Below are 12,074 nucleotides of genomic sequence, written 5' to 3' on the forward strand. Positions count from 1 at the left end.
GCCGTATACGAGAACCGTATGTACGGTGGTGTGAGAGGGACGGAGGTTAGTCACCTCCCCCTATCTCAATTAACTAGAATGATTGATGTTTTGTTCTACTTCAATTTGGAAATCATAGAGTAATAGAGATAACAAAGAAGTACTTTGTTGAACTTTTCTAAGAAATGAGTTGAAATCGATGATCTATTTTATTTATCTATTGATTGTTGTCGCTTTGATAGACGTCCTTTTTCAGTTAACACTGATCAGTCTCTTTACATTAGCTTTCCTTCTGTACGGGCTGAGTCTGATCCTCGGTAGCTTGATCTCAGGTTTTTGTCTAGATAAATTTGATTTCAAGTTAATTGGCGCAATTGGTTTATTCGCGACTGGGTTTATTTTATTGGGCTACCTGCTGACTGATGCACAATTGCTTCATTTTTTTCATGGATTAGCTAGTGGGTTGCTATTACCTGTACCATTTGTTTATCTAGCTAAACTTAAGCACGATACAACCAAGCATCGCTTGATTTTATTTTCATGTCTAAGTATTGCACTTGCGCTTATAGTTGGATCGGTGCTTGGTTTAATGATTGAGCCGAAATTTAGTCAGAATTATGTCGTTGTGCCACTAGGTATTTTAATGATTATCGCTGCAGTTTTAGTTTTGGTACTTTTGCCGTCTGAGTCAAAAGTCACCGAGGAAAACAGGACACTTTCAGCAACGTTAAATCTAGTTAAAAGTTTATTAAATGAACAACAGATCGGTTTCGCTTATGGAGGGGCACTATTGTTCATGTTTGTGAATGGAGCGCTTGCGTATTTGTTGCCGGTAAAAATTGACGCGCTAGGTTATGACAATCATTTATTTCTGCTTTTGTTGGTTACAGTTGCACTTGTAAGTAGTTTAATTTATGTATTGCCAATCAACCGACTTGATCAGCGGTTTTCAAAATCACTATTAATGACTGTCGGCGTTTTGATTCAAGCAATTTGTCTATTTCTACTTGGAGTTTTTAAGCTGAAAACGTTACTATTTATCGTGATCATTCTATACGGGATCGGGTTCGCTGCTGTTTTGTCCTCGATTTTAACCCTAGTTGTTGACGGTTCTGTTCAAGCAAATCGAGGAATCGCTTATGGTCTGTTAGCTTGCTTCAGTACATTTGGTCTGATTTTTGGTGTCTTTATCCCAGCATTTTTTCCAACGTTATTCACATCATTTTTCATTAGTGGACTTGTTTTAACACTTTGCTCGGCTTATCTATTCGCTTCGATAAAATTAAATCAAGGCGCATCGAGTTGAAGATGCGCTTTGACCCCTGGTTTTTGCTTAGCTAAACATTTAAAATTGGTTGTTGTCATTCTGATAAGTTTGAAATATAACTATCTAAATTATTAAAATTTTCAAAAGAATATTTAAAATTCTGAAAAACAGTTGACTTTATTTATTATCCGTATATAATTGGTTTTACATATTTTTTTAAAAACTAAATAGTTTGTCATTTTCTTATCCAGAGAGATGGAGGGACTAGGCCCTATGATATCTCGGCAACAGATTCGTCATGAATACTGTGCCAATTCCTACAAGTGCTGAATGCATTTGAAAGATGAGAAAGGGCGGTTTCTTATATATTCTGAGAATCCCTTCTTTTCATCACACGAAAAGAAGGGATTTTTTGTTGCTGAGTGATAAATAAGTGTTTAAGTAGGGGAGAGTTAATTGATTACTCAACTTTCGCAGATCAAAATGTGCAAGTATACGTTGGTATGGTAAGAAAGATGGACTGTTCTCTATCCATATTGACTTTATTTGTACACGCGGGAAATTTAATCACAGGTCCTTAGTTTGAGAGTTAATTCGTTCCGAAAAGCAACAGGTTCGCTTTTCACGGGGATGTTACAGGCTCAATTATTAATAATGAGGTTGCAGGGCAAGCAGGTTTTGATCTTGCTGAAGATCCTATTTTCCGGGAGTCAGGAGAAGATGAAAGTGTTTATCCATATATAAATCTAATCGCAGCTAAAGCGGAAGATAAAGATAATGAAGTGTACAAAAAAATTGTTGAGCTTTATCAAGAACCTGATATTGAGGAAGTAATCTCCAAGGACACGAATGGAGGCTCTTATATTATTAAACTATCAGATGAAGAGATTGAGAAGTTATTTGAAGATTTAAAGCAAGGTGAATAATTTTTTAAAAATCATAAGGAGGATTTTAAAATGACAGTTGTTAATGGTGTAAAAGAGCGTTTGTTTCAGTCGATTGATGAGGGTAAAGCGTTGTATGTTGAAACGAGTCACAAAATTCATGATAATCCTGAAATCGGGAATGAGGAGTATTTTGCATGTGATTTGCATAGTGAAAATTTAGTTAATGCTGGTTTTGAAGTTGAAAAAGGTGTTGCTGGTCACGAAACTGCCTTTTATGCAGTGAGGGAAAGTGGTAAGCCAGGTCCAACCATTGCATATCTAGCGGAATATGATGCATTGCCTGGTTTAGGTCATGCTTGTGGACATAATATTATTGGGACGCTTAGTGTCGCGGCTGCGATTGCGTTAGGTGAATTGATTGATGATACGGGCGGGAGAGTCGTTGTGTTAGGGACACCCGCAGAAGAAGGCGGTCCAAATGGTAGTGCAAAAGGGAGTTTTGCTGATCAAGGGTTTTTAAAAGATGTTGATGTGGCACTTATGCTTCATCCGGGTGGTAAAACAGGATTAACCCCCGAATCACTTGCGGTTGATCCGCTTGATTTTAAGTTTTATGGTAAGCCTGCACACGCTTCTGGTGCACCACATCTAGGGGTCAATGCGTTAGATGCGGTCATTCAATTGTTTAATGGCATTAGTGCACTGCGCCAGCAACTACCGGACGATGTTCGAATTCATGGTATTATTACTCATGGTGGCGATGCACCGAATATTATTCCTGAATTCGCATCTGCTCGCTTTTACATTCGAGCAGAGTCATGGAAAAAGACAGAGGAAACTGCTGAAAGGGTACGGGCGATTGCAAAAGGGGCTGCACTTGCAACGGGAGCAAGAGTCGTCATTGAACGATTCCAAAATGTAGTAAAAGACTTAGTTCCTACACCTGTTTTAGATCAAGTTTTAGCCGAAGAACTAACGGCAGTTGGTGAAAACGTTATTGTGGAGAAGCGAAAAGGAAAAGGTTCAACAGATGCAGGTAATATTAGTTATGAAGTCCCGACAGCCCATGGTGGCATTAAAATTGGTCCAGATGATTTAGCGGGTCATACGGTTGAATTTAGAGAAGCGGCTAAATCAGAGCAAGGTGATCAAGCGATTATTACTGGTGCTAAAGCACTTGCATTAACTGGTTATCGGTTACTAACAGATCAAAAGTTATTAGAGAAAGTTAAACAAGACCATCAGCAAGCACTGAAGCAAAAGCGGTCTTTATCTTAAGCTGAACAATGAAAAATAGGTGTTGCTTTTTCCTTAATGAACTGCCCTTGTTTTTTTGACAAGAGGCAGTTCATAGTAGGATTCGCAACACCTATTCTATTTAATAATTATACAAGTTCGGCTTGTTGTTTATTGAGAAAATTAGTCAAGATATTATCTAAGCTTGGTCCATCGACTTCATTTAAATCGTAATGAATTCGAGCAGTCGGCTTATTAATTTTAATTACACGTGATAAATCGATCGGCGTTCCAATAATCACTGCATCACAATCAGTATTGTTAATTGTTGCTTCTAAATCTTTCAACTGTTTCTCACCATAACCCATCGCTGGGACTAGGTTTTCAATGTGTGGATATTTAGCGAATGTTTCTTTTAAACTTCCAACAAGATATGGCGACGGGTCAACAATTTCTGCCGCCCCAAGCCGTTGGGCTGCAACTGTTCCAGCACCAATTTTCATTTCACCGTGAGTGAGTGTCGGTCCATCTTCAACGATTAGAACCCGCTTTCCTTTAATCAGTTCTGGTTGATCGACCGTTATTGTCGATTCAGCTTTTACGATCAGACTACTTGGATTTGCCGTTTTGATATTATTTTCAACAATTTTAATCGCTTCAGCTGTTGCACTATCGACCTTATTAATAATTGCAACATCAGTTGTTCTTAAACATACTTCGCCAGGATAGTATTGAAGCTCATGTCCTGGGCGGTGTGGGTCTAAGACGGTAATTGCCAAATCTGGTTTATAGAATGAAAAATCGTTATTTCCACCATCCCAAACAATCACATCACAGCCATCTGGATCATTTTCTGCTGCAGTTAAAATCGCTTCATAATCAACGCCTGCGTAAACGATATTACCTCTTGATACGTGTGGTTCATACTCTTCCATTTCTTCAATTGTACAGTGATGTTTTTTTAAATCTTCAATCGTGGCAAACCGTTGAACACGTTGCGCTGCTAAGTCACCATAAGGCATCGGGTGTCTAATTGCTACAACTTTTAGACCTTGTGCCATTAGCGTCTCAATAATCTTTCTCGATGTTTGGCTTTTACCTGTTCCAGTCCGAACAGCCGTGACTGAGATGACTGGTTTATTGCTTTTTAACATCGTCTGATTTGGACCGAGTAGTTTGAAGTCAGCGCCTGCTGAGTTAACAATCGCTCCAATTCCCATCACATCTTGGTAGCTAATATCACTAAATGAGAAGACACATTCATCAACTTTGAATTTTTTAATTAAATCTGGTAATTGTCCTTGTGCAAATATTGGAATCCCCTCAGGGTACAAGTCTCCAGCTAATTCTTTTGGATACTCTCGTCCATCTATATCAGGAATTTGTGCCGCTGTAAAAGCAACAACATTATAATTAGCATCATTTCGATAATACGTATTAAAATTATGAAAGTCCCTACCTGCCGCACCAATAATGATCACATTTTTTCTCTTCACTGGAATCTCCTCTGTCCGTTTTACTAACTATTATAATTATACTTCATAGTGAATAATTATTCAACAATTATTTCGAGAAAATATTGTTATAATAAAATTAGGAAAGAAATAAGTTTATTAATAAAGGAACGATATGGAGGGAACTATGAAAAGATCATTATGTAAGTCATCAACGGATCAGGTTTTTGCCGGAGTATGTGGTGGAATCGCTGAATACTTAGGTATTTCTTCGCTTGCAGTCAGGTTGCTTTTTATTTTTGTTTCACCATCGATCATCCTTTACATTATTTTAGCTTTATACTTGCCTGAATATTAAATCGATTTGTTAAAAAAAGTGTCAGCGCGACGTTTTCGTCATTAAGTGCTGACGCTTTTTATTTTGTTAATCTATCCCCTTAACTGTGAAAAGTTGAACTAAGGTTAACGATTAGACGCTAAGATGATTTATCGAATCTAATGCAATCAATTTTTCAACTAATCCTCATATTAAGACATCGGAAATAGCCTCGGTCTGATGTGCTAATCAAATTTAATTCAAAACTTAAGTATTAGTTCCTAGACAAGAGCCATATTAATTCTATTTTTGTTATAATAAAGTAAGATAAACACATTTAGGAGCTGAGATTATGTCATTTTTCAAAAATGCATTCAATATCCTGACAGAAAGAAGAGATATTAAAGAGCCAATTGTTTTTAAAGGTATTGATGAAAGTAATTTGATGATTGACCATTTGACGCAGTTATCAACTAGTAAGGATACAACTATTGATCTAAAAAAAGTAAACGAACATTTAAAGTTATTTTCGATCGGTCACTCAGGAGAAAAAAGTGTCATGTTTGAATTACAGCATTCGATGATTCCTTCAATTATTTTGCATGACCTCTATTTAGAAGTTGGAGAATATACAGCTCAATTAGATTTTGTAGTGATTACACATAAGTTTATTCTTGTTATTGAAGTAAAGAAGTTAGTAGGTGATATTGAACTAACTGAAAGAGAAGAGTTTATACGAGTGATTCGAAGAAATAATCGGATTGTTCGCAAGGAAGGTATGTATAGTCCGGTTAATCAGGCAGAAAGGCATGTCGCTACTCTAGAGAAACTATTAAAAGACAAGGGACTGATTAAACGTTGTCCAGTATACTATGTCGTCACTTTTGCGAATCCGAAAACGATTATAGACATATCAAAAAAAGCCTCAAAACAATTAAAGTCTAGTATTATTCGCCATGATCAAATTAAATCATTTTTAGCTGAAAAATTAACGCAAGAATCACCAGTGTATATGTTAGATCACAAGTTACATCAAATTGCAGAGGTATTAAAAGAAAATGCTCAAGAAAAACAAATTAATCTGGAATCATATTATATTGAAGTTAAAGAAAATCCAAAGGACAAAATTATTATTACGGAAGAAAAATTATCCGATGATGAACTAAGAGAGAAATTAACTAAATATCGATTGGAGAAATCAAGAGCGCTTGAGATCAAGCCATTCTATATTTTTACTAATAAAACCTTGGATGGTTTAATAACTGAGCGACCAAAGACAATTGAAATGTTGTTAAAGGTTGAAGGGATTGGTCCCAAAAAAGCCAAAGACTATGGAGAAGAAATTTTGGCAATTATCAATCAAAATTAAAAAAGTGTCAGCACTAAAAACATAGTGCTGACACTTTTATTTTGTTAACCTAGTCCTCATGCTATCAACAAATCAAGCTAGAGATTATGGTTGCGGGTTAATCTATCCCCTTAACGATGAAAAGTAGAACTAAGGTCAACGATTAGACGCTAAGATGATTTATCGAATCTAATGCAATCAACTTTTTAACTAATCCTCATATTAAGACACCGGAAATAGCCTCGGTTTGATGTGCTAATCAAATTTAATCATTTTTTCGAAAAGATGTATAGTATAGTTATTGTATCAATCAGTTTTTGACGGACAGAAGGGTTTTGAAAGGTGGGGCGAATTTGAAAATATTACTTGTAGAAGATGATAAAACAATTGCGTCAGGTTTGGAGTATTCATTACAACAGGATGGGTATCAGGTGGTTATTTGTTATGATGTGGAATCGGCTAAAAAAGTAATCACAGCTGATTTGGAGCATTTTTCATTATGTCTGTTTGATTTATCGCTTCCAGATGGGAGTGGCTACGAGTTGTGCCAAATTGTCAAGGCGCGGGCTGATATACCGGTGATCTTTTTAACGGCTATGGATGAAGAAGTGAGTGTTGTGATGGGGCTTGATATGGGAGCGGACGATTATATTACGAAGCCATTTCGGGTTCGGGAGTTATTATCAAGGATTAAATCTGTCTTGAGACGTTATCAAAAGCGGGTACAAACGAATATAGTCAACATCTCCAATGTTCAAATTAATACGCTTGAAGGGAAAGTATATAAAAACGGTGATGAGTTAACATTAACGGCTTTAGAGTATCGTTTGCTGCTTATTTTCGCGAATCATTTAGGACAGGTTCTTTCAAGAAATCAATTGTTGGAACAGATTTGGGATGTGGCGGGTGACTTTGTTAACGACAATACCTTAACGGTTTATATTAAACGCTTGCGGGAGAAGTTGGAGGATGATCCACAAAAACCAACGATTATAAAAACAGTCCGAGGTCTGGGATATAGGGTAGGTGATTAATGTGCTGCGCAATCGAGAAATACGTGTTTTGTTTATTGCGATTATAGTGATTAGTATAACCATGATCACGTGTGTAGCATGGCTTCCTAAATCTGCTCTTATTGCGGTGATCATAGCGTCAATTTTAATTTTGATTGCTGTTTTCACATTCACATTTTGGCGATATCGTGAAATCGAAAATCTATCTTCTTATTTACAAAAAATTAGCAGTGGTGATTATATGCTTGATGTTCGGGATAATCACGAAGGTGAACTGAGTATTTTGAAAAACAATATATATAAAGTTACTTTAATGTTAGCGGAGAAAAGTGAATTGTTAAGGAAAGACAAAATTCATCTAACAGACGCGATCTCTGATATATCTCATCAGTTAAAAACACCGCTGACATCGATGACTGTCATGACTGATTTGTTGAGCGATGCAAAATTGCCAGCTGCTAAAAGAGTAGAATTCACCCACAACATCAGTACTCAATTAGAAAGAATCGAATGGCTAGTAACTTCTTTATTAAAACTTTCAAAAATTGATGCTGGAACAGTCACGTTTAAGCGAGACAAAATAAGTGTCAAAAATGTAATTGAAAAGGCATTAGATCCACTCAGAATACCGATTGAGATTAAAGAGCAGAATATTGTAGTCACAGGTGAAGAGGGAGTCAGCTTTGTAGGAGATTTGAATTGGACGGTTGAGGCGCTCATTAATATTCTGAAAAATTGTGTCGAACACACGCCAGAAGGAGGCACAATTGAACTCTCATTCACTGAAAATATTCTTTATACGGAACTAACCATTAAAGATAATGGCAAGGGCATTGCTAAGGAAGATCTTCCTTATTTGTTCAATCGATTTTTCAAAGGAAAAAATGCAAATGAGGATAGCATAGGAATTGGTATGGCAATGGCGCATTCGATTGTGACTAACCAAAATGGACATCTAGACGTCACAAGTGAACAAGGTAGAGGGACAATTTTTCGGATAAAATTTTATCAACAAATCACTAAGTGACTAAATTGTCACTTAAAAGTCACTCGAACGTCATTTTAGGCAGATAAACTGAACTTAACACTTATTAATGGAGGTTATCAAATGGAAATTTTGAAAATAGAAAATCTGTCTAAAATTTATGGTAAGGGTGAAACGGCGGTTAAGGCGCTTGATAATGTTTCTTTTACGGTTCAAAAGGGGGAATTTGTTGCAATTATTGGTCCGTCAGGTTCTGGTAAATCGACGCTCTTACACTTGCTTGGGGGTGTTGATCGACCAACAAGTGGCAAGGTGTTTATCGATAACACCGATATTTATGATTTAGACGAAACGCAACTTGCGATTTTTAGACGAAGACAAATCGGATTAATTTATCAGTTTTATAACTTGATTCCTGTCCTAACAGTCGAAGAAAATATTACTTTACCAATCTTATTGGATGGCCAAAAAGTTGATCAAAACCATTATAGTCAAGTAGTTGATACGCTCGGCCTAGAAGAAAGAATGGGTCATTTGCCAAATCAACTTTCAGGTGGACAGCAGCAAAGAGTTTCAATCGGACGGGCGCTAATAAACAATCCTGCCATCATACTGGCTGATGAGCCAACGGGAAACTTAGATAGTGAAAATAGCAAAGAAATCATTGATTTACTGAAACTATTTAATAAAACGTACAATCAAACATTAATCATGATTACCCATGATGAACGGATTGCGCTTCAGGCTGATCGCATTATTACGATTAAAGATGGTCAGATCGCCAAAGATGAGGTGGTTCGTCCATGAATATCATTAGCAAATTAACACTACGTCATTTGAAGGAGAACAAGCGCAGAACACTTGTCACCATTATTGGTGTGATTATATCTGTTGCAATGTTAACTGCAGTCTCGACTTTGGCAGTGTCTTTTATGTCGCTATTACAACAACAAGAAATGTCTCGTACCGGTGAATGGCACGTTCTTTATCGGAACGTGAATCAAGAGCAACTTGCAACGATTCATGCTGATGAGAACACGAAATCAATTATTCTATCGAGAGACGAAGGCTATGCCTATTTAGTAGACGGAGAAAATGATTATAAACCTTATTTATTTGTCAGAGAGTACAATGAGCAGGGATTTGAAAAGTTTCCAATTGAATTAATCGAAGGAAAACTTCCAACAAATGAAAATGAACTATTGATTTCAGCCCACATTGAAACAAATGGAAAAGTGGGTTACGAGGTAGGTGAATCGATTACATTAGAAATTGGTCAGCGAACTGTTATTGATTATGATGAGTTTTTAGACCAATCTAGCTCACTTGTAACAGGAGAAGCTGACGTGACTCTAGAAACATTGTCAAATCAACATACAAGAGAGTTTACCATTGTCGGGATAATGAAACGCCCAACATGGGAGCCAATATCTGCACCGGGTTACACTGTATTAACTCATTTATCAGAAGATTATTTGACTAATGATGAACCAGTTAACGCGTCAGTTGCTTGGAATAAAATTAATCGTTCAGCTGTCAAGAATGCAGAGCAACTTGCAGAACAATTGAGAATCGAGCAATATTCAATCAACAAAAGTTTATTGCGCTACTATGGTGTCATTAGTGATGATAATTTAAGAACAACATTCTTTTCATTATCAGCGATTATTATGACTGTGATTGTCGTTGGATCAGTGTCGCTAATTTATAACGCATTTGCAATTTCTGTGTCGGAGCGTTCGCGTCATTTAGGAATGTTATCTAGTGTCGGAGCGACAAAAAAACAAAAGCGAAATTCGGTATTTTTTGAAGGATTTGTGATTGCCTTACTCAGTATTCCGCTTGGACTTATTACTGGTCTTGCAGGAATAGCGGTCACCTTTTATTTTATTAATCCTTTAATTGAAAATGCGTTTGGGTTTACAGGAAACTTGAGTGTTGTTGTTACACCAATGTCGCTTATTATTGCTTCAGCAGTTTCTCTAATAACCATTTTCATTTCAACCTATATTCCTGCCAAAAGAGCATCTAAAATCTCTGCGATTGATGCGATTAGACAAACGATGGATGTTAAGATGACAAGTAAAAAATTAAGAACATCTCGTCTCGTTCGTAAAATCTTTGGAATTGAAGCGGAGTTTGGTTTGAAAAACTTGAAGCGAAATAAACGCAGGTATTCTGTTGTTGTTTTCTCTTTAGTTGTTAGTATTGTTTTGTTTTTAACAGTGTCATTTTTTACAGATCAAATTAAATCGACAACAGAGCAGAGACAGAGTGGTTTTAATTATGATATCGAACTGGTTTCTTTAGCTCGAGATGGCGAGGACACCCCATTTACAGACAAATTCATTCAATCTATCGTATCTTTAGAAGAAGTAACGAGCACGAGTCTGGTTCATGAAGTCTCATTAGAAACAACTTTGAATGAAGAACAGATGTCTTCTGAAGATACTGACTATTTTGCTTATCTAAAATTGCATGTTCTAGATAGAGAAAACTTGCAGGCGTATGCTGATGAAATAGGGATAGATGTTAGCAAGTTAGTACGGGCTGATCACGCAACAGGGATTATCATCAATCATAAAGCGGCCACACCTGAATCAAATGGGATAGCAATTAAACCAGGACAATCGATCGAAGTTGTCTATGATGACTGGGAAGCGGATATCAAGACAGTCCTTGGTGATATAGAAGTCGTCGCGTTAACAGATCAGCTGCCAATGGGTGTGCAGATCGGGTATCAGGGAGAAATAAAGATGGTTGTTTCTGAAGAGACATTGAATCACTTAAATAAAAATAATCAAATATTAGAAAATAGATATGTTTTCAATTTGTCTAGTGACGATCCAATCGCGACACATGAAAAACTTGAAAATATAAAAACAAGTGATATGTATCTATATAACAACTATAAATCAAGACAAGAAGACGAGTTAAATCTTTTACTGATTTCAGTCTTTATTTATGGCTTCATCACATTAATCACAGCCATTTCAATAGCAAATATATTTAACACAATATCGACAAGTATTTCATTAAGAAAACAGGAATTTACGATGCTTAAATCGGTCGGTATGACACCAAAAGGCTTTAACAAAATGATTAATTACGAAAGTATTTTCTATGGGATCAAAGCATTGTTGTACGGGCTACCAATTAGTCTTGCTGTGATGTATCTAATTTATCTAGCTATGGATGTATCATTTGAGTATCCTTTTGAAATACCGTGGCTAACAATTCTCTATACATTTATCGCTGTATTTATCATCGTCGGATCAGCCATGCTTTACTCAGGCTCAAAAGTTAAAAAAGAAAACATTATTGACGGTTTGAAGCAGGAGAATTTGTAGACAAGTGAATGAATTTCATAATGACTTAATTGGCTATAAAATACGAACAATTGAGTTGCAGGTAACGCGGTGATTTCCACTCTAGGCGGACGCTTTCGGGCCTACAGGATGTAGGTCATGCAAGCGTCGTCACACGACGTGACGGTTTTAGCTTGCCTTCCTTAAACTCAGCTAATTGATAAAAGCTTTCCAAGCTTTTATCACTGGATCGTGTGCCCAGCATGGGTTCAGACTATAGG

Annotated in this window: 9 protein-coding genes, 1 pseudogene and 1 riboswitch; of the genes and pseudogenes, 9 read left to right on the forward strand and 1 reads right to left on the reverse strand. The window is 36.7% G+C overall.

The window, feature by feature from the left end; all coding sequences use genetic code 11:
- The first annotated feature begins 178 nt into the window (after positions 1-178).
- The 3 genes and pseudogenes from ABD814_RS12280 (at position 179) to ABD814_RS12290 (ending at position 3,411) form a co-directional block, all read left to right on the forward strand.
- Positions 179-1,285, forward strand: coding sequence for an MFS transporter (locus tag ABD814_RS12280; protein ID WP_344913678.1), 1,107 nt, complete (start codon positions 179-181; stop codon positions 1,283-1,285).
- Between the two features lie 201 nt (positions 1,286-1,486).
- Positions 1,487-1,596: riboswitch (SAM riboswitch) on the forward strand.
- Between the two features lie 291 nt (positions 1,597-1,887).
- Positions 1,888-2,172 (forward strand): annotated as a pseudogene (locus ABD814_RS12285) (MetQ/NlpA family ABC transporter substrate-binding protein); the annotation flags it as partial.
- A 30-nt stretch (positions 2,173-2,202) separates the two neighbouring features.
- Entirely contained in the window at positions 2,203-3,411 is a 1,209-nt protein-coding gene (locus ABD814_RS12290) for a M20 family metallopeptidase (RefSeq protein ID WP_344913681.1), read from the forward strand.
- 107 nt (positions 3,412-3,518) lie between these two features.
- Here ABD814_RS12290 and ABD814_RS12295 read toward each other — a convergent pair whose 3' ends face one another.
- A complete protein-coding gene (locus ABD814_RS12295; protein ID WP_344913684.1) occupies positions 3,519-4,865 on the reverse strand; it encodes a cyclic 2,3-diphosphoglycerate synthase in 1,347 nt (448 codons plus the stop codon).
- 145 nt (positions 4,866-5,010) lie between these two features.
- Here ABD814_RS12295 and ABD814_RS12300 point away from each other — a divergent pair, with 145 nt between their 5' ends.
- The 6 genes from ABD814_RS12300 to ABD814_RS12325 all read left to right on the forward strand — a co-directional run bounded on the left by ABD814_RS12300 (position 5,011) and on the right by ABD814_RS12325 (position 11,835).
- A complete protein-coding gene (locus ABD814_RS12300) occupies positions 5,011-5,181 on the forward strand; it encodes a PspC domain-containing protein (protein ID WP_344913687.1) in 171 nt (56 codons plus the stop codon).
- 310 nt (positions 5,182-5,491) lie between these two features.
- Complete coding sequence (locus ABD814_RS12305) at positions 5,492-6,508, forward strand: NERD domain-containing protein (protein ID WP_344913690.1); 1,017 nt, start codon at positions 5,492-5,494, stop codon at positions 6,506-6,508.
- Positions 6,509-6,840: 332 nt separating this feature from the next.
- Positions 6,841-7,521, forward strand: a complete 681-nt coding sequence (locus tag ABD814_RS12310; protein ID WP_344913693.1) for a response regulator transcription factor — start codon at positions 6,841-6,843, stop codon at positions 7,519-7,521.
- A 1-nt stretch (position 7,522) separates the two neighbouring features.
- On the forward strand, positions 7,523-8,527 hold the full coding sequence (locus tag ABD814_RS12315) for a sensor histidine kinase (protein ID WP_344913696.1): 1,005 nt from the start codon (positions 7,523-7,525) through the stop codon (positions 8,525-8,527).
- An 81-nt stretch (positions 8,528-8,608) separates the two neighbouring features.
- Positions 8,609-9,292 (forward strand): ABC transporter ATP-binding protein, encoded by a 684-nt coding sequence (locus ABD814_RS12320; protein ID WP_344913699.1) that lies wholly within the window; start codon positions 8,609-8,611, stop codon positions 9,290-9,292.
- A complete protein-coding gene (locus ABD814_RS12325) occupies positions 9,289-11,835 on the forward strand; it encodes an ABC transporter permease (RefSeq protein WP_344913702.1) in 2,547 nt (848 codons plus the stop codon). The genes ABD814_RS12320 and ABD814_RS12325 overlap by 4 nt, the downstream gene beginning before the upstream one ends.
- Positions 11,836-12,074 lie beyond the last annotated feature (239 nt).

The organism is Amphibacillus indicireducens, from assembly GCF_039539605.1.
GTDB classification, from domain to species: domain Bacteria; phylum Bacillota; class Bacilli; order Bacillales; family Amphibacillaceae; genus Amphibacillus; species Amphibacillus indicireducens.

Bases quoted from the DNA above. Each gene is read 5' to 3' on its own strand.
- ABD814_RS12280 (WP_344913678.1), top strand. From the start codon at position 179: ATGATCTATTTTATTTATCTATTGATTGTTGTCGCTTTGATAGACGTC.
- ABD814_RS12290 (WP_344913681.1), top strand. From the start codon at position 2,203: ATGACAGTTGTTAATGGTGTAAAAGAGCGTTTGTTTCAGTCGATTGAT.
- ABD814_RS12300 (WP_344913687.1), top strand. From the start codon at position 5,011: ATGAAAAGATCATTATGTAAGTCATCAACGGATCAGGTTTTTGCCGGA.
- ABD814_RS12305 (WP_344913690.1), top strand. From the start codon at position 5,492: ATGTCATTTTTCAAAAATGCATTCAATATCCTGACAGAAAGAAGAGAT.
- ABD814_RS12320 (WP_344913699.1), top strand. From the start codon at position 8,609: ATGGAAATTTTGAAAATAGAAAATCTGTCTAAAATTTATGGTAAGGGT.
- ABD814_RS12325 (WP_344913702.1), top strand. From the start codon at position 9,289: ATGAATATCATTAGCAAATTAACACTACGTCATTTGAAGGAGAACAAG.